20 protein-coding genes are annotated in these 24088 nt (G+C 39.5%); 15 read left to right on the top strand and 5 right to left on the bottom strand.

The window, feature by feature from the left end; genetic code table 11:
- Positions 1–996 precede the first annotated feature (996 nt).
- The 7 genes from PR725_RS09285 to PR725_RS09255 all read left to right on the top strand — a co-directional run bounded on the left by PR725_RS09285 (position 997) and on the right by PR725_RS09255 (position 7965).
- Positions 997–1623, top strand: coding sequence for a hypothetical protein (locus PR725_RS09285; protein ID WP_004909976.1), 627 nt, complete (start codon positions 997–999; stop codon positions 1621–1623).
- A 57-nt stretch (positions 1624–1680) separates the two neighbouring features.
- Entirely contained in the window at positions 1681–2340 is a 660-nt protein-coding gene (locus PR725_RS09280) for a hypothetical protein (protein ID WP_004909978.1), read from the top strand.
- A 34-nt stretch (positions 2341–2374) separates the two neighbouring features.
- Positions 2375–3028 (top strand): hypothetical protein, encoded by a 654-nt coding sequence (locus PR725_RS09275; RefSeq protein WP_272568659.1) that lies wholly within the window; start codon positions 2375–2377, stop codon positions 3026–3028.
- Positions 3029–3068: 40 nt separating this feature from the next.
- Positions 3069–5483, top strand: coding sequence for a fimbria/pilus outer membrane usher protein (locus tag PR725_RS09270; RefSeq protein WP_117162042.1), 2415 nt, complete (start codon positions 3069–3071; stop codon positions 5481–5483).
- Positions 5484–5517: 34 nt separating this feature from the next.
- Complete coding sequence (locus PR725_RS09265) at positions 5518–6204, top strand: fimbria/pilus chaperone family protein (protein ID WP_042851796.1); 687 nt, start codon at positions 5518–5520, stop codon at positions 6202–6204.
- Between the two features lie 73 nt (positions 6205–6277).
- Complete coding sequence (locus tag PR725_RS09260) at positions 6278–6616, top strand: helix-turn-helix domain-containing protein (protein ID WP_004909988.1); 339 nt, start codon at positions 6278–6280, stop codon at positions 6614–6616.
- A gap of 635 nt (positions 6617–7251) precedes the next feature.
- Positions 7252–7965, top strand: a complete 714-nt coding sequence (locus PR725_RS09255) for an RNA polymerase sigma factor FliA (RefSeq protein WP_109911178.1) — start codon at positions 7252–7254, stop codon at positions 7963–7965.
- Between the two features lie 368 nt (positions 7966–8333).
- Here PR725_RS09255 and PR725_RS09250 read toward each other — a convergent pair whose 3' ends face one another.
- Positions 8334–8810, bottom strand: coding sequence for a GNAT family N-acetyltransferase (locus PR725_RS09250; protein WP_272568654.1), 477 nt, complete (start codon positions 8808–8810; stop codon positions 8334–8336).
- 182 nt (positions 8811–8992) lie between these two features.
- Here PR725_RS09250 and cbpA point away from each other — a divergent pair, with 182 nt between their 5' ends.
- Together cbpA and PR725_RS09240 are read left to right on the top strand one after the other, a co-directional pair.
- Positions 8993–9934 (top strand): curved DNA-binding protein, encoded by a 942-nt coding sequence (cbpA, locus tag PR725_RS09245; RefSeq protein WP_123382179.1) that lies wholly within the window; start codon positions 8993–8995, stop codon positions 9932–9934.
- Positions 9934–10227, top strand: coding sequence for a chaperone modulator CbpM (locus PR725_RS09240; RefSeq protein WP_004910002.1), 294 nt, complete (start codon positions 9934–9936; stop codon positions 10225–10227). Before cbpA ends, PR725_RS09240 begins: the two co-directional genes overlap by 1 nt.
- Positions 10228–10454: 227 nt before the next feature.
- On the opposite strand, the gene PR725_RS09235 is transcribed toward PR725_RS09240, so the two are convergent.
- Positions 10455–11072, bottom strand: a complete 618-nt coding sequence (locus tag PR725_RS09235) for a bifunctional 4-hydroxy-2-oxoglutarate aldolase/2-dehydro-3-deoxy-phosphogluconate aldolase (protein WP_004910004.1) — start codon at positions 11070–11072, stop codon at positions 10455–10457.
- A gap of 12 nt (positions 11073–11084) precedes the next feature.
- A complete protein-coding gene (locus tag PR725_RS09230) occupies positions 11085–12044 on the bottom strand; it encodes a sugar kinase (RefSeq protein ID WP_109911181.1) in 960 nt (319 codons plus the stop codon).
- Positions 12045–12281: 237 nt separating this feature from the next.
- Here PR725_RS09230 and kdgR point away from each other — a divergent pair, with 237 nt between their 5' ends.
- Positions 12282–13061, top strand: coding sequence for a DNA-binding transcriptional regulator KdgR (kdgR, locus tag PR725_RS09225; RefSeq protein ID WP_109911182.1), 780 nt, complete (start codon positions 12282–12284; stop codon positions 13059–13061).
- A gap of 19 nt (positions 13062–13080) precedes the next feature.
- Here the strand turns inward: kdgR and PR725_RS09220 are convergent, their stop codons facing one another.
- Positions 13081–14001 (bottom strand): chitinase, encoded by a 921-nt coding sequence (locus PR725_RS09220; RefSeq protein WP_109911183.1) that lies wholly within the window; start codon positions 13999–14001, stop codon positions 13081–13083.
- Between the two features lie 714 nt (positions 14002–14715).
- On the opposite strand from PR725_RS09220, the gene PR725_RS09215 reads away from it, so the two are divergent.
- A complete protein-coding gene (locus PR725_RS09215; RefSeq protein ID WP_272568646.1) occupies positions 14716–15075 on the top strand; it encodes a hypothetical protein in 360 nt (119 codons plus the stop codon).
- A 52-nt stretch (positions 15076–15127) separates the two neighbouring features.
- Here the strand turns inward: PR725_RS09215 and PR725_RS09210 are convergent, their stop codons facing one another.
- Positions 15128–17170, bottom strand: a complete 2043-nt coding sequence (locus tag PR725_RS09210; RefSeq protein ID WP_272568644.1) for a choline transporter — start codon at positions 17168–17170, stop codon at positions 15128–15130.
- A 208-nt stretch (positions 17171–17378) separates the two neighbouring features.
- Between PR725_RS09210 and betI the strand changes: the two genes are divergently transcribed.
- The 4 genes from betI to PR725_RS09190 all read left to right on the top strand — a co-directional run bounded on the left by betI (position 17379) and on the right by PR725_RS09190 (position 23824).
- Entirely contained in the window at positions 17379–17981 is a 603-nt protein-coding gene (gene betI, locus PR725_RS09205; RefSeq protein ID WP_164528940.1) for a transcriptional regulator BetI, read from the top strand.
- Between the two features lie 22 nt (positions 17982–18003).
- Positions 18004–19482, top strand: a complete 1479-nt coding sequence (gene betB / locus PR725_RS09200; protein ID WP_272568642.1) for a betaine-aldehyde dehydrogenase — start codon at positions 18004–18006, stop codon at positions 19480–19482.
- 39 nt (positions 19483–19521) lie between these two features.
- Complete coding sequence (gene betA / locus PR725_RS09195; RefSeq protein WP_272568638.1) at positions 19522–21201, top strand: choline dehydrogenase; 1680 nt, start codon at positions 19522–19524, stop codon at positions 21199–21201.
- A 367-nt stretch (positions 21202–21568) separates the two neighbouring features.
- Entirely contained in the window at positions 21569–23824 is a 2256-nt protein-coding gene (locus PR725_RS09190) for a TonB-dependent receptor domain-containing protein (protein WP_109911187.1), read from the top strand.
- Positions 23825–24088: the final 264 nt, after the last annotated feature.

Raw genomic sequence — 24088 nt, 5'->3', positions numbered from 1 at the left:
TTGCTGGCCTTTTCTTTGCCCGTCATATTTTGCACTACAGGGGGTTGCCTTCAGTCGGTCACCCGAATCACGTACCTATGTACACTCATTGCGATAACCTAGCTTGTCATCTACCTACAACTTAAATTATATAAGGGATTCAGTTAGGTCAGACTTTGGTATTTTCAGGTAAGTTCTGTATGGTTTCTAGTACTCGTTTTGGCACAGGCATAAATTAATATATTTGATAGCAGAATAAACGAAATAATAATAAGAGTGTAGTTGACTAGAAAATCGGTGATGTATTCAATTTTGCGAATAGTCTGTATGACTATGCACTATATGTAGGCACTAAATAAGTCGATTCAAGAAAGAATTTAGTTTAGCTAATCACTGCAATTCATTATATGCGTAAAAAACTAGCTGTAATTTTTATTGAGTTTAATCGATTTGCATATCTCCTTTATAATACCTATTAATACATTTAAACTGGTCTATGAATGTCATTCTACTTAATGCATTGATTTATATTGATATTATATTATTCCTCGTCTTTTTTGTTATTTCTAATCACTCTAGTTTTACTTTCCATATGAGTTAAAATGTAATTTGCCTCTGATAAAGGTGACGTTATAAGAATATTTGGCATATTTAACTATATTTTCATTCCTTTTTGGATTGTTTTAGGTTTATATACATTTATGAGATAATCAAAAAAAGAGCAATACGGTTTATTCATTTGTTTTTTATGATGAAACATAAGGAAATATTTTGTAATAAAGTAAATTTAAGTTATTTATCTTATTTAGACCAATTTAAATCCTGAAAATATATGCTTATAATAAGCCCATCGAATTAATTAGTCTGATGGAATACATTAGTGATAAATCGATATTAAAAATAAATAAAACTAGCTAAGTATCTAGCGTATTATTTTTAGAATTTTTTTTTAAAATTCTGAGATAAGGGTTTTGTTTTTTTAAATTTTATTTTTCTTTATTTTATAGGATTTATTTCATGTTTAAGAAAGCTATAATTGCATTATCTTTAATTTCTATTTCAGGAGCTACATTAGCAGCGGCCCCAGTTGCTAATTTAAAAGTAACAGGATCAATTACGCCACCAACATGTACTGTTAAAGGTCAAAATGAAGTTGATTTAGAATATGTATTTGATGTTTCTCCGGGAATGTTCCCTGTTTCTGGTAATTTAACGCTTGATGCAAAAACAAATAATATTGAAGTAGTTTGTGATGCTTCGACCTATTTAACATTCTCTTCTACAGATAACCGTGCGAGTTCTGTATTAACAGCTGGCGTATATAACTTTGGTTTAGGTCTGTTTGATACGGATAAAAAAGTTGGTTACTATACAATTACTATGAAGAATGCAACAGTGAAACAGGATGCCTCAAGCACAGCTCAAACTGTTGGTGTTTCAAATGGTACATCTTATGCATCATCATTAGCTGTTGATAAAACGAAGAAAATGGCTTGGGCAACGTCAGCTAGCACATTAAGAGCAGGACAAATTTTCTCCGCTGATATTGATGTTAGACCAATCCTAAGCGCTGATCTGAAAACCAGTTCAGGTGATGCTAATTTAGATGGTTATGCAACATTAGCTTTCGCCTTCTCACTGTAAACTCATTATTAAGATGAATAGATATATTGTTATATCTATTCATTATGGGATATTTTCATGATTAAAAAAGTTACGACCTTAATATTATCATCAGTATTAATGTCTCCTGTTGTATTTTCACAGACAACTGCAAATATAAAAGTATCTGGTGTCGTTAAAATGCCAACGTGTTTAATTAATGGTAATGAGCAATCGGATATTATTTTTGAACTAGCAAAAACGTCACCTAGATATTTGAATCAAACATCCTATACAATATTACAGTCACCAGTAAGAAAGAACGTTACTGTTATTTGCGATGCAGAGACATATTTAACATATCGTACAACTGATACATATCAAAATACGCCGTGGTCTTTAGGATATACTGATGATTATTTTTTTATGGTGTATTCAGATAACCCAGATAAATCAGTTGGGGCAGTTATGTTTACTGTTTCTGATATCACTATTGATTCTAAAACGGCTTTTATTGCAAGTGATGGTTTTACAGCAAATAATATTGTCATGCGTAAAAAAATACTTAATGGTTTTGGCACAAAAAGCTCATCAGTATTTGCTAATAAATTAACAGCAGGAAAAGTATTTTCTGCGGATTTTTTAACAAACAGCGTTTATATTAGCTCAATCAATCAATTAACTTCAGCAGGTATCGATTTAACTTCTAATGTTGATTATCAGGCAGAAGCTGTGCTGGCTTTTAACTTCGGTATCTAATTAAGCGTTAGTCAAAAGTGATTTAGGAGAACGTATGCGTTTATTTATTACTCAATCAGCTAAAGCTACATTATTATACACATTTTGTAGTCTATTTTTTAGTGAGGCTGTATATTCGCATACTTTCTCAAGTAGAAATATTATTGAACAGGTTGAATCACCTCCTACGTGTGACATCGTTATTCCTGATGGCGGGCAATACCAGTTTAATCAATTGCATGCCCGCCAGTTTAATTTAGTTAAGACGACCGAAATTCTGCAGATTTCGAAAATATGGCAAGTTTCCTGTAATACTCCGACTCAGTTACTTGTCCAGTTTTCTGATAATCGAAGTGATACGTCGCAGATGGGAAATGAAAGCTACTTTGGGTTAGGTAAAGTAAATAACCAAGGGCGACTAGGTAACTATCAGCTCATTCTTAATCAGCCTAAAGTTGATGGGCAATCTGTCGGAATTCGAATCTTGGAAGGTGTTGGGGGATTTCTGCCAACTCAAGGGGAGGCGGTATTAAAAAACAAACAATATGCATGGTTTACAAATGAAAATGTATTATCTAGTGGGAAAAATTTCTCTGTAAATATTGCGGTGAAACCTATCTTAAATAACCTTAAAGAGACAAACGGTCCAATTATTGAGGCAATGGAATTAGATGGGAGTGCAGATATTATATTTTCATTTGGAATATAGTTTTAATTTTTAATAATTTATATTGGAAATAAAAATATTAATGTATAAGAAAAACAATTTTTCTTATTACCAGCTATTTTTAATTTTTATCGTACTGCATGTAAATAATTCCGTTGCATCTGAAACAACAAAGAGTGAAACACCATCGACAATTAATTTTGATATCGACTCTTTAAAATCACTAGGATATGGACCAGAAGTTGCAGAGTTTTTTATGAAGGGTAATCAATTTTTACCTGGTCACCATGATGTCACCATAAAATTAAATGGCGGTAATGAATATACTGCGAATGTTGAAATTAATGAAAGCGGTGAGCTATGCCTTACTGATGGATTGATGAATAGGCTGAGATTAAAAAAGGTTAACCTAGTTAATGGGTGCAATACTTTCAAGCAGGTCTATCCAGATGCAAAGATTGCATTATATCCTAGCTCATATCGCATCGACATGGTGGTTTCTGAAGAAAATATTGACCAAAAACTGCAAGGCAGTGAATTAACTTACGGTGGATTTGGTGTTGTCAGTAATTACCAATTATATGGTATGAATATTAGCGGAAATTACAGCCAACGTTTTTACCAAGGCGAATTCGAAACAGGGGTTAATTGGCAAAATTGGGTTTTGAGAAATAACAGCAGTGTCTCTGTTGGAGGCTCAGATTCTCAATATCAATTTAATGAAACAGTGCTGTCAAAGAGTATAGAGCCTTTACACTCTTTGTTAGATATTGGTCAGCTTAATACCCAAGGTGCGTTTTTTGGTGGAACCTCGATTGATGGTGTTCAACTTTATTCAGACAGTTCTTTGCAAACGACGAATGCTTTAGTTGTTCCAGTAACTGGGTTTGCCAGTACACCGTCAACGGTTGAAGTACAGCAAAATGGCCGATTGTTATACCGCACGATGATACCTGCGGGGGCTTTCGAGTTAAACCGCATTAACAATGTGGTGATTGGCTCGCCGTTAGATATTACGGTGATACAAGATAATGGTGAAAAGCAACAGTTTCAGGTAATAACGGCAAACCAACAAAATGCTGTTTCACCAATGAGTTATCAGTTGGCAATTGGGCGATATCGTAGCCGAAATGATCAGCAAACGAAAAAGCCGATTATTAGTAGTGCGGAGATAAGTCAGCAACACGGTATGTCAAATTATGCCGCGGGGGTTCTTTATTCAGATCAATTTCAGGCGGTGAGTGGGCGACTGAATTCGTATTTTGATATTGCTACGCCCATTTCTACAGGTATTGGCGTGCAAAGTGCTCGTAATAATGAAAAGCGTGGGGATCAAATTGATTTCAATAGCAATATAGCGTTTGAAAAAATGACATTAGGTGCTTCTGCTTTATATCGAACAAATAAGTTTCCTATGTTGGATAGCTCATTATTAAAAAAGCCGATAGCTCAGGACGAACAACAAGAAACGGATGGATGGCTTAGTGGGGAAGTACAGACATCGTCCTCATTATTTGCCAGTTGGGGAGATGTTACATGGGGCCGCTTGAGTGCTAATGTCAACCATAGCCATTTTTATGGCAATAAATCCGATACGATTTTTTATTCTATCGGTTATGGCAGAAAAATAGCTGATGTATCTTTGAATGTGAATTATCAAGCTGGCGATGACCAAGATAGCCGAATATTTATTAATGCATCAATGCCGCTAGGTAAGAAAAAAAGTATTAGCATGCAAAGCCAGTACTATCAAGATAAAAACCGGGTAATGGCAAATTATAATCAGCAAGTCAGTGATAATTTAAGGTATTCGGTCGGCGCTAGTCGTAATGATGGCGTTAATATTGTCAATGGAAGTATTAATAATTCTAACGCGTATAGCAATATTTCGTTGAATGGCTCTATGTCTCAGAATAATACACATTCAGTCACAGTAGCAGCATCTGGTGGATTGGCGTACTCAGATGGATTGTTGGCAACGTCCTCAGTCCCGTTAGGAGACACTTTTGGTATCGTTTATGTTCCTAATGAGCCCGGTGTTAGAGTGAATACCATGGGAAGTGGAACAACGATAACGAATCATTTTGGTACTGCGGCTATCTCATCCTTGCCGAGAAACCAAAAATCGTCAGTGCAATTAAATACAGAGAAATTGCCATTGAATGTGCGGTTAGATACCACTTCATTTGATGTGGCGGCCGCAAGAGGTTCAGTCATTACTAAGCGTATTAATGCAACGACGATGAAGCAATTATTACTGAGTATCAAAATGGCGAATGGTGATGCCGTTCCTTTTGGCGCCAGTGTACTAAATAAAAGAGGTGACTATATGGGGGTTATCATGGGGGAAGGGAATCTATTATTAAGTAATGAGCAAATTGGCGATGACATTATTTTGCGTTCACCTAACACCGATGATTGCATTATTAAATATATTGTACCGAAAGAGTTTTCCGCTGAATCACTTTATGAAGAGGCAGATGCTATCTGCCATTAATCTTAGTAGTATCAAATACAAGTTTGAGGTTTTGATGAAAAAGTTAATTTATGCAACAATTTTAGGTTTAATTAGTTTAGTTAGCATGTCTGCTAAAGCAAGTTTCCAATTAGAAACAATGACCGTTATTTTAGATGCGGATGAAGAACGTAAAGTCTTTAGCGTAAAAAACACATCGAAAGAGCCTATCTTACTATCGACGAAGGTTTCTGATCTGGATGGTTCAAAGCCAATGGCAAAAGAGGTAATGGTATCTCCACCAATTGTGCGTATTGAACCGAATGAAAGCCAACAAATTAATTTTGTTTTAAAGAAAGGTTTAGATTTAAAACAAGAGGAAATTTTACGTGTTTCTTTCCAAGGTGTCGGAGCCGTTAAGCAAAACTCTGCAAAAATGCCGATTCGTCAAGATGTAGCAATGTTAATTACACCATCTAATGGTTTATTAAGCCAAACACCTTGGAAAAATATTACGGTTAACCAAAAAAATAACCAACTGACGTTGACTAATATAGGTAACCAAGTTGTTCGTTTATCTCCATCTGTGAAGGTGTTGCCGAGCAATGAGGCTTATTCAATTGAGCAATTTTATTTAAGACCGAATGAAAGTAAAACCATTGACGTGAAAAGTAAGGCGCAAGAATTGGTAATTTCACCTTTAAGCCGTTACGGATTTAAAAATTCAAATGACGATATAATAAAAGTAACTCATAAGGAGTAATGTTTTATCTATCAGCTGGAACGAGAGTCAATAACTTGATTTTACTGTTCAGGTGTAGGGAGATATCTAAAATATGAAAAATGTAGATGAAGGTAGCAAACCAGAAAATAATATTTATTCATCCATAATAGGTAAGGAACTTAGGCGTATTCGTAAAGGAAAAGGGCTTTCTGGTGCAAAGGTTGCCAAGCAATTGGGGATTTCACAACAGCATTATTCACGGTATGAGTGTGGTAAAAGTCGCATTTCGGTAGATACATTATTAAGTATTCTTTTTGTCTTAGACTTTGATTTTGGTGACTTTTTTAGTGAAGTAAGATTTCAATTAAATAATCATCAAGATGAACTTTTCGATATGAAATTAAAGGATACCCATAAGGATATCGAAAATTATTTCGAAAAAATGAGTTAGGTCTGTTTATAGTATATTGTTATATACCGCATCAGAATTTTTACTGCTTAATTGGTCATGTATTTAATCCGGTGAATAGTCTGTAAAATAAGGTTATTTGCCGGAGAATTATTCTTAGCCAAAGTTGATGTAAACGTGATACTGCCAGAGCCTTACACACTAAGACTAAGGTTGTTGTTCATACTTTAAAAACTCACACCAAAATAAGTGGCCACTATACGGTGTGATAACCATTGAATTGAGCTGTTTAACGAAGTGGATAAACAGAGCTGTCTTGTCGTTAACAAAAAGTAATAAAACCAGCTTTGGTATGCTTAGGAGCTTGTAGTTCATCGATGACTTCATTTGTTTTAAAGGAGGTTAGCTAAATCGACAATCAATAGCAAAGTCTAAAGCCCAAAATTGCAATATGATGACACAATCACAACTCAACAAAACAACCACTCCCACTTGTATTACCAGTAAAATCCTCTGAAAATTGTGTTAAAACAATCATTAACCTGGTAATCATTCAAATTTGACCTATTTAGGATAAGGCAAATAAAGCCACATTTAGTGCCTTACTCTACGGATTGAATTCAAAACCAACACAGATAATGAATACCTTTTATAAAGCTTGAAGGGTGATTCAGGTTGTGAGTGATTTGTATACTGCCGAAGGTGTGATTAATAAAAATAGCCTATGGGAGCGTTATTACCCTCTAATACGCCATGAAGCCCTGAAACTGCAAGTCAGACTACCCGCCAGTGTTGATATCGACGACTTAATTCAAGCGGGGGGCATTGGTTTACTGCATGCATTGGAACGTTTCGATGTTACCCAAGGGGCATCGTTTGCCACGTATGCAGTGCAGCGAATTCGTGGTTCGATGTTAGATGAATTGCGTAGCCGTGACTGGGTGCCGCGCAGTGTGCGCCGCCAAGCACGAGAAATGACCAAAGCCATTGGTGTGCTGGAGCAATCGTTAGGGCGCAGCGCCACCGAGCCGGAAATCGCCAAAGCGTTGGATATCGACCTTGCGGAGTATCGCCAAGCGTTACTAGACACCAATAATAGCCAACTGTTTTCCTACGATGAGTGGCATGAAATTCACGGGGAAAGCTGTGAACCGCAAATGGATGAAGACGATGGCGGCAACCCGCTGAGTTTGTTGCTGGATTCTAGCCTACGTGACCAAATCGCGGCGGCGATTAATCAATTACCAGAACGCGAAAAAATGGTGCTGACACTGTATTACCAAGAAGAGCTGAATCTCAAAGAGATCGGCGCGGTGTTGGATGTGGGGGAGTCAAGGGTGAGTCAGCTGCATAGTCAGGCTATTAAGCGTCTCCGCGGCCGCCTCAGATAGATGCTCGTCATACTTCGCACCACAGCGTTGTTGGCTTCACTAGTTCACCCTAGTCACATACTTGTGTATGCTCCTAGGGCTAAACTAGCTTGCCGCCTAGCTGTAGCACGAATTATTTAGAGCATCAGTATTGAGTACTTTTAAAACTTATTTAAATTTGTTTTTTCTATTATAGGATGAATTGGTTAGGCTGTTGATATTTAAGTTTTTTATACTTCAAGCACATCGCTGCTTTCTAGACTTATGTCTGCTCCGGCTTCCTACCCACAATACGAATTATTTAGAGCATACGCAGAGGGGTATTTTAAAGCTCATTTAAATTTGTTTTTTCTACTATATTTCTACGCTTTTAACGATGTTACTTTCTATTATTCATCCAGTTCTGTCGATCTAGCCAAATAGTTCTCTGCCGTGGTATGCCACGCTCTTGGGGATTGGGTGAAGCCCAGTTTTAAATATTCGGTGAGGTTACTGTCGGTGGAAAAAAATAAAATCTGGCAGTCGGCGGGGAGCTCTTCAGCGGCGAGGCGCATTAATTGGCGGTCGATGCCGTGTTTTTGATAATGCGCATCAACGGCCAGTTCGCAGATATAACAACAAGAACTAAAATCCGTTACTGTGCGGACAAACCCTACCACCTGCTCGCCATCCCATGCACTAACCAATAAATCCGCATTATTCAGCATCGCATCTAATTGGGTAAGATTATCGGTTGGCACTATTTCTTTAAATGGAGACTGGCGAATTAACCGAATAAAATCCTCAATAGAGATGGCAAAATTGACTTTATAGTTCAGGCGACTGGCAATAGCATCCATAGAGTTCCCTTTGTAATCAAACGACACTCTTATAGGTTTAGCCTGAAATAACGTAAATTTCCTGTTTTTTGTGGAATTTTATCATAGCCTAGCTATTCCAATTACTGCGTAAATGTCCTAAGTTAAATTCAAGGTAGTTGTGATGTTTAGCCCAACTGGGTAAATACCATAAGAATTCTATTCAACAGACAAGTGAACGAGATATGACTATGGAACTAAAGGATTATTACAGCATCATGGGTGTTAAACGCACTGATGATTTAAAAACCATTAAGACTGCGTATCGCCGTTTAGCGCGAAAATATCATCCTGACGTTAGTAAAGAACCGGATGCCGAAGCGCGCTTTAAAGAAATTGCAGAGGCATGGGCGGTACTTGGTGACAAAGAAAAACGCGCAGAATACGATGAAATGTGGGAACACAGGAATGATCCTTATTTTAACCAAGCTAACCAAGGCCAACAGAGCCACACCTATTCCCAGCAAGGGTTTGATGCAGGCGGCTTTGATGACATTTTTTCATCGATGTTTTCTCAACGAGCACGGGGTGGCAGCACAAGACAGGCGCGCAGTCATCGTGGGCAGGATTTAGAAGTTGAATTGGCTATTTTCCTTGAAGAAAGTCAAGAGTCGCATAAGCGTACCATCAGTTATAACCTACCGGTCTATAACGCTTTTGGTTTTATCGAAAATGAAGTTCCCAAAACACTTAATGTCACTATCCCAGCAGGCGTGATTGACGGGCAACGCATCCGTTTAAAAGGGCAAGGCACTGCGGGGGAAAATGGCGGTGAAAATGGCGATTTGTGGATAACCATCCGCATTGCACCACACCCATTATTTGATATCAAAGGCCATGATTTAGAAGTGGTCGTGCCGCTTGCTCCATGGGAGGCAGCCCTCGGAACTAAAGTCACCATTCCAACATTAAAAGACCCAATTGTGATCACTGTTCCTGCTAATAGCCAAGCCGGACAAAAATTACGTATTAAAGGTAAAGGACTGAAACATAAAGGTACAGCAGGGGATTTGTATGCGATTATAAAAATCGTGATGCCAAATAGCAGTAATGCAGAAGCGGATGCGCTGTGGCAGAAATTGGCGGAGACTCAGCAGAGTTTTGACCCACGTAAAAATTGGGGAGGCAAATAATGGAACAGTTCACATCATTAACCGTTATTGATTTCTGTATTCACACGGGTATTGCGGAAGAGGAATTACGGGAAATTGTCGGCCTTGGGATAGTTCAACCCATTGAAACTGCTAATGAATGGTTATTTGATGACCACGCTGTGATCATCGTGAGAAGGGCAGTGCGACTTTACCATGAGCTCGAAATTGACTGGCCGGGAATTGCAATGGCAATGAGCTTGATGGAGCAAAATGAGCGGCTTCAGCGTGAAAATGAGATGCTGCGGCTACAACTAAAACGTTTTATTGGTTAGTTAGCTAATAGTTTAATTGTTCACCACCACGAGCCTTAATAACTAAAATTGGGTTTGTGGTGGTTATAATTACATCTAAAATCTAAATTATTAGTAAATTGTATTATATTTTTTGATTAATTTGATAAAGCTAATAATTAAATAATATTTTAATGAACACGAACAACAAAAAAGCCCTTACCATCCAGTAAGGGCGTAATAACGACAACGAGATTTTTTATTGTTAATTAAATGGTTGCAGCTTCAGCAATTAACTTACCAAGCTCTTGCCAGTTCTCACTATCAATAAGGTCATTGGGCACCATCCATGAACCGCCGCACACTAATACAGAAGGTAGTGCTGTGTATTCTTTAATATTTTTCACACCAATACCGCCAGTTGGCATAAATTTAACCGGGTAAACGGCGCTGAGTGCTTTGAGCATGGCAACCCCGCCAGAGGCTTCGGCTGGAAAGAATTTCAACGTGGTGAGATTAAATTCAAGGGCTTGTTCTACTAAACTTGGATTATTCACACCAGGAATAATAATCACGTTCTTTTGTTGGCAATAGGCGACAATTTTGGGGTTAAAGCCCGGGCTGACGATAAAATCCACACCCGCTTCAATGGCTTGGTCAACTTGCTCTGTGGTTAATACGGTACCTGCAGCAATCAGTAATTCAGGGTAGGCAGCACGCATATTTTTAATCGCTTGTACCGCGGCCGGGGTGCGGAAGGTGACCTCTGCACATGGTAGGCCATTATCCACTAAGGCTTTTGCTAATGGCGCACCATGCTCTGCACTATTAATGGTGATAACAGGAACAACATTGAGTTTCTTAATTCTTTCAAGTAATTGATTCATGGTTAAAGCCTCTTAACATGTTTCTAAAGCAGTGGTTGGCATAGCTTCGGATGGAATAATCGCTCCCCGGTGCTGGATGACGGTTCCAGCCAGTAAATGACCTGTTTTTGCCGCTTCGCATGGGCTGCCACCTAAAATACGGCAAGCAAGGTAGCCGGCACTGAAAGAATCCCCTGCGGCAGTGGTATCAACCACATGGCTTATTTTATTGGCAGGAACTTCAATGCGTTCGTTATCAATAACCACAAAACAGGCATCGGCACCGCGCTTAATCACAATCTCATTCACGCCATATTGTTGGGTACGGGCAATTGCATCGGTTTCATCAATATCACCGTAAAGCAGTTGTTCGTCATCAAAGGTCAGAAAAGCGATCTCGGTTAACGTGAGAATTTGCTGGTATGCTTGTTGAGCGGCTTGTTTCGATGGCCAAAGTGCTGGGCGATAGTTATTATCAAATACAATTTTGGCGCCATTCTGCTTAGCTTGTTGTAACATTTCAAATAGTAACTGACGTGAAGCGTCAGGCAAAATGGCTAGGCTGATGCCACTTAAATAGATAAATTGTTGTGAATTTAGAATTTGCTGTGTGTGGGCTTTGCTGTTTTGATCAAGGCACACTGCATCAAGCCAAAATTTTGCCGCGGCATTATCTCTCCAATAGAAAAAACGGCGCTCGCCATCAGCAGCGGTTTCGATCAAATACATCCCGGGCAAATGTTTGTCTGAAATAAACACTTCTTCAGTATTGATGCCTTCTTGTTGCCAACTGTTTAGCATTTGTTGGCTGAATGGGTCTTTGCCTAAACCGGTGATGTAACGGGTTATCACACTGTGATCTTTGGTTAAACGAGACAGGTATAGTGCGGTATTTAGTGTATCCCCACCAAACGTTTGTTTATAAAGCTCACCCGATTTTTGCAACTCAACCATGCATTCGCCAATAACGGCAACTTGCGGATATGCACTCATTTTCACCACCGAATTAGTAAACTATTGCTGACTTGATAGTGCTATTAAAGCGCATTTCATTGCCAATTTCAATAAAAATGAAACACCGTTTTAAAAATATCGAATCATCGTTCTTGTTTTTGTATGAAGAGACAATTATGCTACTCAAACTTAGGTGATATCAGTTAGTTTCGTTAATTTGGGGTATAATATTGCTATCAATTTATAGGATGCAATTTATAGGATGATGGAAAGGTAATGGATAAGACAACACAAACGGATGCCGTGTCAGCGGTAGTAAAGGTATTTAGTATTCTTAGTGCCCTTGGAGAGCAAAAGGAGATTGGCGTATCTGAATTGTCCCAACGTTTGTTGATGTCAAAAGCCACTACATTTCGTTTTTTGCAAACGATGAAGCAGTTGGGGTATGTCGAACAAGAAGGTGAGGCAGATAAGTATTCACTGACCTTGAAGCTCTTCGAATTAGGTGCGAAATCCCTCGAGTATGTTGATTTAATTGAAATTGCAGATAAGGAAATGCGCCATATAGGCCAACTGACGAATGAAGCGGTGCATTTGGGTGCATTAGATGAAGACGCCATTATTTATATTCATAAAATCGACTCGAGTTATAATTTGCGTATGTATTCACGAGTTGGGCGTCGTAACCCATTATATTGCACTGCAATCGGTAAGATTTTACTCGCTTGGCAAGATGAACAAACGATTCGTCTAGCATTGAAAGATGAAACCTTTAGCCAAAAAACAGCAACGACGATTTTAACCTTAGAGGACTTGCTGGCGGAATTAGCCACAGTTCGTGAGTGCCATTATGCGCAGGACCGAGAAGAGCAGGAGTTAGGCCTGCGCTGCATTGCAGTACCAGTGTATGACAGGTTAGGCCATGTGATTGCAGGGTTATCGATTTCATTCCCAACTATTCGTTTTGATGAACACCGCATTGGCGATTATGTCGAATTACTGAAAACAGCCGGGCGTAATATTTCACAGAAAATGGGTTATCACCAATATCCATAATATTGGTGATATGGGCTATTTATGAATTAAGTTGTTGAGTAAATAAATCGGTATATTCAAATTCATAGGTTTGTTCTGGGTTGCCAGAGCTTATGGCCTCTGGGAAAGGTTTATTTCCCGGGCGGTCACGGGTTAAGCTCCACATTGACACCAAGTTAAGGCCATTATTTTTAGCAAATTCAGCGAGAATATTGACATCATTAAAGTTAAACATGGTGAGGTCATCATTGAGACCAATCATGGGTGTAATTTGTACATAATTATATAGTTCGTTATCGTCTATCCCTGGATATAGCGGTTTTAGTTGGTTTTTGATGCTATTGGCGGCTTTTACCGCTGCATCCCCAAGGCTCGTGATATTCGGGTCGTAGTAGTCCATTGCCATCCCATTAACCTTCATCATTAAACCCGCATCAACCGATTTTTTCACGAGTGCTAAGCCTGTGCTGGTTAGCCCTGTTGGCATAGTCGGCAAGGTTAAGCTGAGGGTGATTTGTGGATTATTATCTACAATGACTTTTAAGGCATAAAATGCATTATCAGCATCGTACAGACCATTCTCGAAATCTAAATCAATATGTGAGGCATTGAGTGTATCAATGGCTTCTTGGTAGGTGTTGATGAGTTGTTCTTGTGTTTGTACCAATGAAACATCTTGGTTAGCAGCTCCCCCAAATGAAACAGCAACTTTAACACCGCCAGCAATCAGTTCATCACACAAAGGTTTAGCCCAGCTAATTGGCATGGATGGCTGGGCTGACCATGCTGCTTTTTTATCTAATGTGGCGGTTAAAAAACCAAGAGACAGTATATCTACCCCATACTTAATAGCGGCTTGGCTATATTTTGCATTAGGCCTGCCATTTGGGTAATTTTGCCAATCATTCCAAGTTGCATCAACACTGACATCCATATAAGGACCAAAATAAGTTTTATGCATTGTATACCCTTAGTTTATTAATTTATAAAAGGAAATTTTAGCCTATGCTCTACGGTGTAATTGATAGGACAAGGTCACTTTTATAGAAAATTGACTCTGTAACAAGAACAAAAATTATTAGTAACCTAATAGGTTATAGGTCGGTTATGAGCATGGAAATGGAAGTGATTCGCTGTCGACTGCGTTCAGAAAGCCGGATCATATACTGATATTTGCTTATTCGCCTACCTCCACTTTTTATCTAGGAGCTGGCGCTTTGCCTTCTTTCAAATTTGTATTACCCCAATTAGCAGAGACGCTTAGATTGCCATTTGCATCATCATATGCTGTGTAAACACCCTTTTTGAGATTAATATTTCATCTTCGCATTGCCATAAAAACAACCAACAGATTTAAAATAAACCCATAATGGAACTAATTAATTATTCTGATTTGTTTTGAAGTTGAGCTTATATACTTGGACAAAATTGAAGAGGATAACAAGGTTGAAAAGTAACAGAAATTAATGGGTTAATGTGGGGGATAGTTGGTGAAAAAACACCCTTAGTATTCAGATAAGTCAATAACAACGATGTATCAATCAATTGATTTAATAACTCATGTAAATTACTTATTTGAATATTAAGGTTTTTATAAATTTCACTTATTATTATTCAACATTCAGTGTTGCTGCTGACATATAATATTCGCTTATGGACACAGCAGGAAATTGATATGTTTAAAAAGATTATTGTTATTATTTTTCTTTGTTTCACTTCTTATGGCTTTGCCAGCGACTTTACATTTAAAGAAAAGTCACCCGCTGATCGCGAGTTTGATAAAAACTACCAAGGAATTAAAGAATTACAGGCACAACAAAAGTTTGTCTTTGATCCCAAAAAGAAACTTTCTCAAGAAGAACAAAGTTATCAAGCGTTGTTAGAACAGCGAAATGCAGATGAAAACGCGTTTCCACAGCGTTTTAATGTGTGTGATGTTAACCCGACGGGAGCAGGGTGCCCTAATTCAATGGCTTGGATGAATGACCGCGAGCAAATGAAAAAAATGCTGGAGCAAGCAGGTCGTCCTTATTAATTATTGGTTTATGTGTTGGCTCTAAGGGAGCATAGCCCCCTTAGAGTTCATATTATACAGATTCAGGGAATGTTAAGGTTGCACCGGGAGCTTCACGGCTTAAATGGATGAAATTCATATGTTTTTCATATTGGTCGAGAATATCACTGATCACTTGTTCTTTAGTGTAATCCATTAAATCATTCCCTTGCGAGCCTTCCCATAAGAAAGTTTCTAAGCGGTAATAATGGGATTTTCCTGAACGTGCGCGATAGGTAAAACCAGGAACCGAATAGCGCTGAGGCCATACTTGGTAAATAAAGCTTTGTTCTTCGCCAAGGTCGACCGTTAACTCTAAATGGTCTAATCGCTCATCAGCAATCGGTGGTAAGGTGTTAAATTCCACTTTTGCTCCCCTTAAACTGAGCTCTTTTGCCACTTCTTGCATGGCTGGAATACAGACTAAATCAAGCATTCGCTGGGTATACGTTGTTCCAGGGAAATTCATCACTCGTCCCAAACGCTGTTTCCAATTGAGTGTTCCATTGCCATACAGTGGTGCTGGCGCATTGGTATTTAACGAACTAACTCGTCTAAAGTCCTCAACTTTTAATGACTTATATAGCCCAGCCATAATAAAGAAGATAACAAAACTGAATGGTAAGCCCATGATCACTGTCGTATTTTGTAACGCAGCGACGCCATCTGTCATTAACATCCCTAAGGTGAGTAAACCAATCGCGACAGACCAAAAAATCCGCAACCAATTGGGCGCATCGTTGTTAATATCACTGAGTTTTGAGGTGAAATTGCCTAACACCAAAGAACCGGAGTCCGCTGAGGTGACATAGAACAACAACCCAGTAATTGTGGCGACGGAAGCGGTTAGGCCAAAGCCGGGGTAAAGCTCAAGTAGTGAATAGAAGCCTTTTTCGGGTGCGTCGAGCACGGTTTTAGCAAGTTCGCTATTACCGTGAATGATTTCATACAATGCACTATTACCAAAAATAGATAACCACAATAGTGTGAAAACAAACGGAATAATTAAAGTGCCAATCACAAATTGTCTAATCGTTCGACCGCGAGATATACGCGCGAGGAATAAGCCAACAAATGGCGACCATGCGACCCACCAAGCCCAGAAAAACAGCGTCCAGCTATTCATCCAATCGGTTGGGCGATCAAAGGCAAAGCTGTTGAGAGTCATCCCCATAAAGCGATTGACATAGTCCCCCACATTCAGTACTAAGGCATTAAGTAAGAACTCGGTATCTCCGACAAATAAGATAAATAAAATCAAGCCAAGTGCCAAAAGCACATTGAGCTCTGATAACACGCGAATACCTTTATTTACCCCTGATGTAGCGGAGATCACTGCCATAATCACCGACAGCAGAATCAATCCACTTTGCACGGGAAGCCCTTGGGGTAAATCGAATAATACTTTGAGTCCATAATTTAACTGAACAACACCGATCCCCAGAGTTGTTGCGATACCGAAAATCGTCCCTAGTACTGCAGCAATATCCACGGTATGGCCAATCGGGCCGTCAATCCGTTTGCCAAAAATAGGATAAAGTGCGGAGCGAATGGTTAACGGCAAGTTATAACGATAACTGAAATAACCCAGTGCAATCCCCATTAAGGCATACATAGACCAGCCCGTTAGGCCATAGTGGAACAGGGTCCACACCATCGCCTGACGAGCTGCTTCTATGGTTTCGCCTTCACCCGTTGGCGGCAGCATGTATTGAGTGACCGGCTCAGCGACAGAGAAAAACATTAAATCGATACCAATTCCTGCGGCGAATAGCATCGCAGACCAACTTAGTACGCTAAATTCAGGTTTAGATTGCTCGGGGCCGAGCTTGATATTACCAAAGCGCGAAGTGGCAACGAAAATGACGAAAACAATATACAGCGTCGCTGCTAACAAGTAATACCAACCAAAGGTTTTGGATACCCACCCAAGGGCGGCAACGATCCACTGATTTGCTGTTTCGGTCATCAAGATGGTGAAAAAAGAAAACGCCAGAATAAGGCCGGCGGAAGTAAAAAAAACCACAGAATTCAATTTATCCTTCTGCTTATTTTTTGGACTATTTTGAGTTGTCATTGGTAGTTCCACATTTTATTTATTTAACAGGTTAAAATTACTTTCTAAGCTAATTAATTGATTTATCAGCTAAGATTTGATTTTCGTTATCCTCTCCTTTATGCTAATTGTGAACGAATTGTTGTAAACAATAGTTAATATTGATTGAACATTCAATTAAAAAAACGTTTAATACAAGGGATCAATGTATTTTTTAGGTTCAAATACCATGCCGAAGATAGGAATGCAGTCGATACGTAAACAGCAGTTAATCCAAGCCACGTTGGCAGTGATTAATGAAGTTGGAATGCAGGAAGCCAGTTTTGTGTTAATTGCCCGTAAAGCCGGGGTTTCTACAGGAATTATTAGTCATTATTTTCGTGATAAAAATGGCTTACTTGAAGCCACTATGCGCCATATTCAATATCAATTGGGGTTTGCGGTAGCAATACGCCTACGCATGTTAGCTGGGGCGGAGCCAAAATTACGCATTCAAGCGATTGTTGAAGGTAACTTCGACCCAACGCAAACCAGTGAGGCGGCGATGAAAACATGGTTAGCCTTCTGGGCTAGCAGTATGCATCAACCAAATTTAAACCGTTTACAGCAGGTCAATGACCGGCGTTTGTATTCAAATTTAAGTTATGAGTTTGGGCGAGTGTTAAGCAAAGTGGATGCGCGGATGGCTGCGAAGGGACTAGCTGCTTTAATTGATGGCTTATGGTTACGGAGTGCTTTGAGTAATGAGCAATTTCCTGTCAAGGATGCACTCAAGATCACCAACGAGTATATCGATATGCAACTGAAACGTGCAGAGGTTATCGGAACCTAATGACCAATTCAGAGGAGATAATATGCAACATCCACCGATACATAAGCTTTATATTCATGGTGGCTATGTCGACAGTTCACAACCTGAATGCGGGCAATTTCCTGCAGTCAACCCTGCAAATGGTGAAACTATCGCGCATTTGCAGTCTGCAACGCTTGAAGATATCCAATGGGCGGTAGAAAGCGCCAAACAAGGCCAGAAAGTATGGGCGGCAATGACCGCAATAGAACGTTCACGTATTTTACGCCGTGCGGTGGATATCTTACGGGAACGTAACGACGAACTGGCTTACCTAGAAACGCTTGATACGGGGAAACCACTTTCTGAAACTCGTTATGTAGATATCGTTACAGGAGCGGATGTCCTTGAATATTATGCAGGGTTAATCCCTATGTTAGAAGGGCAGCAGATCCCTCTACGTGATAGCGCGTTTGCCTATACCCGTCGTGAACCGCTAGGAGTGGTGGCAGGGATTGGCGCATGGAATTACCCCATCCAAATCGCGTTATGGAAATCTGCACCTGCTATGGCAGCTGGTAATGCTATGGTATTCAAACCTAGTGAAATCACTTCGTTAACGGCCTTAAAGTTAGCTGAAATCTATACGGAAGCGGGCGTGCCTGCAGGAGTATTTAACGTGGTGACCGGGCAAGGCGGTGAAGTGGGCCAATGGTTAACAGAGCACCCTGATATTGCCAAAGTTTCATTCACAGGGGGGATCGCAACGGGTAAAAAAGTGATGGCGAATGCGTCAGCCTCTTCATTAAAAGAGGTGACGATGGAACTAGGTGGTAAATCACCTCTCATTATTTTTGATGATGCAGACTTAGATAAAGCCGCGGATATTGCCATGATGGCGAATTTTTATAGTTCAGGCCAAGTGTGTACCAATGGAACAAGGGTTTTTGTTCCTGAATCGCTTAAATCGCAGTTTGAAGACAAGATCATTGAGCGTGTAGCTCGGATTAACATAGGTTCACCTGTTGACGAAAATACTAACTTTGGGCCATTAGTCAGCTTTGCTCATATGGAAAATGTATTGCGTTATATTGCGTTAGGTAAACAGCAAGGCGCGAAACTATTGTGTGGTGGTGAACGCTTAATGGAAGGTGATTTTGCGCAAGGTGCGTATGTTGCACCAACGGTATTCACCGATTGCCATGATGAAATGCAGATCACGCAGGAAGAAATTTTTGGTCCTGTCATGAGTATTTTGAGTTATCAATCAGAAGATGAAGTGATTGCTCGTGCAAACAATAGCGTATATGGGCTTGCAGCTGGGGTCGTGACACAAGATTTAACGCGTGCACATCGGGTTATCCATCAATTAGAAGCAGGAATTTGTTGGATTAATACATGGGGTGAATCACCTGCTCAAATGCCTGTGGGCGGATATAAGCATTCCGGCGTTGGTCGTGAAAATGGCATTATGACGCTACAAAATTACACGCAAATCAAATCTATCCAAGTAGAACTCGGGGAGTTTTCATCCGTATTTTAATCACATCATTTTAATTTGACTGAAACAGAGGAGATAACAATGGTCTATGACTATATTATTATCGGTGCTGGTTCAGCCGGTAACGTTCTTGCTACCCGCCTGACAGAAGATCCTGATGTTACTGTGCTGCTCCTTGAAGCAGGTGGACCGGATTATCGGTTCGACTTTCGCACACAAATGCCAGCGGCATTAGCGTACCCATTACAAGGGCGACGTTATAATTGGGCTTATGAAACTGACCCTGAACCGCATATGAATAACCGCCGCATGGAGTGTGGACGTGGAAAGGGGCTTGGTGGCTCATCATTGATTAATGGGATGTGTTACATCCGAGGGAATGCTCTAGACTTTGACGGTTGGGCAGAGGCACCAGGGTTAGAAGACTGGCGTTACCTCGATTGTTTACCTTATTTTAGGAAAGCGGAAACGCGTGATATTGGCCCTAATGATTACCACGGTGGAGATGGTCCCGTTAGTGTGACCACACCGAAGAATGGCAATAATGTGTTATTCCATGCGATGGTGGAAGCTGGTGTACAAGCGGGCTATCCAAAAACAGATGATTTAAATGGGGTTCAACAGGAAGGTTTTGGTCCGATGGATCGCACAGTCACACCACAAGGGCGACGTGCTAGCACCGCAAGAGGGTATTTGGACCAAGCGAAAGGGCGAAGAAATATCACCATTGTGACACATGCGACAACAGATACCATTGAGTTTGAAGGGAAAAAAGCGGTTGGTGTGAAGTATTACCAAGGCCAGAGCACGGCACCTACGGTGGTGAAAGCCCGTAAAGAAGTATTATTGTGCGCGGGGGCGATTGCGTCACCGCAAATCCTGCAGCGCTCTGGCGTGGGGCCTGAAGATGTTTTAGCTGAATTTAATATTTCGCCTGTCCATGTCTTACCCGGTGTTGGGCAAAACCTGCAAGATCACCTTGAAATGTATTTGCAGTATGAATGCAAACAGCCTGTTTCATTATATCCTGCATTAAAATGGATTAATCAGCCCAAAATCGGTGCCGAATGGCTATTTAAAGGTACCGGAATTGGAGCAAGTAACCAATTTGAAGCCGGTGGATTTATTCGTACCAGTGAAAAATTTGCATGGCCAAATATTCAATTCCACTTTTTGCCTGTGGCGATTAACTACAATGGTAGTAATGCAGTCAATCAGCATGGTTTTCAAGCTCATGTGGGCTCAATGCGCTCGCCTAGTCGAGGTCGTGTTCGCTTAAAATCTTTAGACCCAAGGCAACATCCGAGCATTTTGTTTAATTACATGTCATCGGAACAGGATTGGGAAGAGTTCCGTGCTGCTATTCGTATTACCCGTGAAATTATGGCTCAGCCTGCACTTGACCCATATCGCGGAGAGGAAATAAGCCCTGGAAAACAGATTAGTACGGATGAAGAGCTAGACGCATTTGTCCGCGAGAGAGCAGAAACCGCTTTTCACCCATGCGGAACCTGTAAAATGGGTCATGATGATATGGCGGTAGTTGATGGTGCAGGGCGAGTTCACGGTGTTGAAAATTTACGGGTTATCGATGCATCGATTATGCCGTTGATTATTACGGGGAATTTAAATGCAACGACCATCATGATCGCGGAGAAAATTGCCGATAAAATTCGAAACCGTCCTCCATTACCCACAAGTGATGCAGATTATTATGTTGCAGGTGATAGGCCAGTGAGAAAACAGCCATTACGAGATTAGTTTATTCACGCAATTTTTATATACAAAGCGATTGATATTCATATCAGTCGCTTTTTTATGTGATTAAAGAATAAAGGTAAGTCAATTAACACCAATAATATTAATGATAATGCAAATGATATTCATTATGATCTTGATCATTATTATCATTGGTGTATATTCCAAGGCTTAATAATATTCACAAGGGAAATGAGTACGTAACCATTCAATAAATAAGGTTTTTCGAACTAGTTACATCTATGGCATAGCACTTAAATTTACTTTAAATGCATAAATGGAAAAGTATAAAAAATGTATCCTCACATCTTTTATACGCTATTTCTTCACGTCTATCTAATCATCATTAATTAATGAAGGCATTACTTAAATGATATTTCAAAATAAAAACATAATTAGCTTAATTATTATATGTTCTTCAAGCACAGCATTAGCGAATCAAACCAATACCACAACTCAAAAAGATAAACTTCTCGTCACAGCCAGCAAAATAAAGTCAAATAGCAAGCAAATAGACGCCAATGATATTTCTACCGTAAGAGGAACGACCAATTCAGATATATTTGCCAATGAAACTTCATTGCAAGTTAATAATGCACGAAATGAAGCGGGTGCACTGGATATCGGTATTCGAGGCTTACAAGGTAATGGTCGAGTCCCCATTATCATTGATGGCAGTTTGCAATCAACCAACACTTGGCGTGGTTACCAAGGAAGTACAGATAGAACTTATGTGGATATGGATTTAATCGATACAATTGAGATCGAAAAAGGGGCTTCGATGAGTAAATTCTCAGGAGGAGCCATCGGAGGTACGGTTAAATTAAAAACATTATCAGCAAATAGTATTATTCCTCAAGGTGACCAATTTGGTTTCTTATTTAAGGGGAATATTTACAATAATAACCGACGCCCGACTATCGCTTCAGATGAAAAAGGCGAGTCTGGGTATCGTGTTTCAAACGGTGTTAAGAATTCACATTTTAATAATGGCTCTATCACGACTGGGGTTGCATATCGAAATGATAAATTTGACATTTTGTTGGCTCATAGTGATAGAAAACAAGGGAACTTCTTTGCCGGTAAAAATGGTTATCATAAATACGCAAATACAGATGCTCCTATTAAACCTGGGCAAGAAGTCGTTAATACCAGCTATGAAAGTCAGTCAACATTATTAAAAACTAATATTTATCTTAACCCATACTCAAGTATTGAATTAAATTACCGACATCATGAACAAAAAGCAGGCGAGGTTTTAGCGGCGTATTGGTACCAATTCGATGGGAAAATGCCGCAGTGGTCATTAGGTAGCGCAGATATTGATACTGCCTCTTTAAACTATTCTTATAAACCCGATTCATTATGGGTAGACATGAATTTAGGCCTTTGGTGGACAAAAGGTAAATTTAAACAACGTAATGGCACAACGGATGATGTTACCGCGCACTACGGTAATCAATATCAGCATCGCTATACCGATGAACGAATGGGCTTTAACTTAGAAAATACGTCTGAGTTTGCAGATTATCCTATCGATATCACTTATGGTGTGGAATATATGCAACAAAAATCAAAGCCATTGACTAAAACCTATCAACCGATTTGGACGCCAGAAGGAACCATACCCGGTGAGGAGTTAGATCCTGTAACGCGTAATGCTAAAGGAACGAATAAATCAGCCTTTACCAATATGGCATATAAAGGGGAATGGGTGAGTACTTTAGTCGGGTGGCGTATTCACGCTTTTGATGTTGATGACCATGTTTTAGGTAAAAGTATTAGCTACGGTCCGAAAAATGATTTAATGGGTGAGCTACGTTTTCATGTGACTGACGAATTTGATATTTATACCAAATATTCTGATAGCTATAGAGAACCGAGTTTATTCGAGACCACAGCATCAGGGCAAACCTACTCTTATTCTCCTGATGTTCCATTAAAACCAGAACATGCTAAATCATTTGAAGTTGGAATGAATTTAGAAAAAGAAAATCTTATATTTGATGAAGATAAAACTAAAATACGTGTGGCTTATTTTAATAATGATATAAAAAGCTATCTCTCTCAAGGAGTGAACCCAACGGGCGTATATCACCCTTATATCGTGATGAAAAACTACGATAGTTTCAAGCTCTCAGGTTATGAAATCGAACTGAAATACGATTCTAATTATGCATTTGGTTCCTTCGATGCGACATTTTATAACAATTCTGAGTTATGTTCACGAGACGAAATGGAGTTAGGTCGCCTTCCAACGGCATGTAATTCAGTTGGGTTTGCTTGGGGGTTATCGCCTTCACGTATTCCACCGAAAAAGGTTGTGACCGGAGTTGTTGGGGTGAAAATGTTTGACCAAAAATTACAAACAGGTTTGCGAGTTCGTTATAACTCAGGCAAAGACTACCCTCATGAGTGGCTAGTGGGAACCGCTGCGGCCCCAGTAACTAAGCTATATTCAACCACTACATTCGATTTGTTAGGCAAATATCATGTTTCGAAAAATATTCATGTGAATTTTAACATTGATAACCTCACTAATCGCTATGCATTTGACCCAGGAACTGTGATTTATATGCCTATCCCAGGAAGAACGTTTAGACTTGGCGTCGAAGCAACATTTTAGTTAATTTCGTGATTATTACCTTAGGTTTATATTAGCCTAAGGTAATATAGAATTCATTATATGGCTTTAATAGATTAATTTTTATGATAATTTAAATAAAACAGTGTGTAATGTTGTTTATTAGTTGCGCTTTTTATGACTTTTTTCTTCGGGTTTAAGGAATATGCACTAGTCAATTTTAGACAAAAAAAACCTCCAAATATTTAAGGAGGGAAAATAAATATAAAGCGAGCCTATTTATATAACATTAATTTACGGTAAACC

This window comes from Providencia sp. PROV255 (assembly GCF_028478065.1).
Taxonomy (GTDB): domain Bacteria; phylum Pseudomonadota; class Gammaproteobacteria; order Enterobacterales; family Enterobacteriaceae; genus Providencia; species Providencia rettgeri.
The sequence above is the reverse complement of the archived record's forward strand: the minus strand, read 5'-3'. Positions and strand labels throughout refer to the sequence as shown.

What these genes read in the sequence shown, in the direction of transcription:
- PR725_RS09285 (WP_004909976.1), top strand. Translation starts at nt 997, where the DNA reads ATGTTTAAGAAAGCTATAATTGCATTATCTTTAATTTCTATTTCAGGA.
- PR725_RS09280 (WP_004909978.1), top strand. Translation starts at nt 1,681, where the DNA reads ATGATTAAAAAAGTTACGACCTTAATATTATCATCAGTATTAATGTCT.
- PR725_RS09275 (WP_272568659.1), top strand. Translation starts at nt 2,375, where the DNA reads ATGCGTTTATTTATTACTCAATCAGCTAAAGCTACATTATTATACACA.
- PR725_RS09270 (WP_117162042.1), top strand. Translation starts at nt 3,069, where the DNA reads ATGTATAAGAAAAACAATTTTTCTTATTACCAGCTATTTTTAATTTTT.
- PR725_RS09265 (WP_042851796.1), top strand. Translation starts at nt 5,518, where the DNA reads ATGAAAAAGTTAATTTATGCAACAATTTTAGGTTTAATTAGTTTAGTT.
- PR725_RS09260 (WP_004909988.1), top strand. Translation starts at nt 6,278, where the DNA reads ATGAAAAATGTAGATGAAGGTAGCAAACCAGAAAATAATATTTATTCA.
- cbpA (WP_123382179.1), top strand. Translation starts at nt 8,993, where the DNA reads ATGGAACTAAAGGATTATTACAGCATCATGGGTGTTAAACGCACTGAT.
- PR725_RS09240 (WP_004910002.1), top strand. Translation starts at nt 9,934, where the DNA reads ATGGAACAGTTCACATCATTAACCGTTATTGATTTCTGTATTCACACG.
- PR725_RS09235 (WP_004910004.1), bottom strand. Translation starts at nt 11,072, where the DNA reads ATGAATCAATTACTTGAAAGAATTAAGAAACTCAATGTTGTTCCTGTT.
- PR725_RS09230 (WP_109911181.1), bottom strand. Translation starts at nt 12,044, where the DNA reads ATGAGTGCATATCCGCAAGTTGCCGTTATTGGCGAATGCATGGTTGAG.
- kdgR (WP_109911182.1), top strand. Translation starts at nt 12,282, where the DNA reads ATGGATAAGACAACACAAACGGATGCCGTGTCAGCGGTAGTAAAGGTA.
- PR725_RS09220 (WP_109911183.1), bottom strand. Translation starts at nt 14,001, where the DNA reads ATGCATAAAACTTATTTTGGTCCTTATATGGATGTCAGTGTTGATGCA.
- PR725_RS09215 (WP_272568646.1), top strand. Translation starts at nt 14,716, where the DNA reads ATGTTTAAAAAGATTATTGTTATTATTTTTCTTTGTTTCACTTCTTAT.
- PR725_RS09210 (WP_272568644.1), bottom strand. Translation starts at nt 17,170, where the DNA reads ATGACAACTCAAAATAGTCCAAAAAATAAGCAGAAGGATAAATTGAAT.
- betI (WP_164528940.1), top strand. Translation starts at nt 17,379, where the DNA reads ATGCCGAAGATAGGAATGCAGTCGATACGTAAACAGCAGTTAATCCAA.
- betB (WP_272568642.1), top strand. Translation starts at nt 18,004, where the DNA reads ATGCAACATCCACCGATACATAAGCTTTATATTCATGGTGGCTATGTC.
- betA (WP_272568638.1), top strand. Translation starts at nt 19,522, where the DNA reads ATGGTCTATGACTATATTATTATCGGTGCTGGTTCAGCCGGTAACGTT.
- PR725_RS09190 (WP_109911187.1), top strand. Translation starts at nt 21,569, where the DNA reads ATGATATTTCAAAATAAAAACATAATTAGCTTAATTATTATATGTTCT.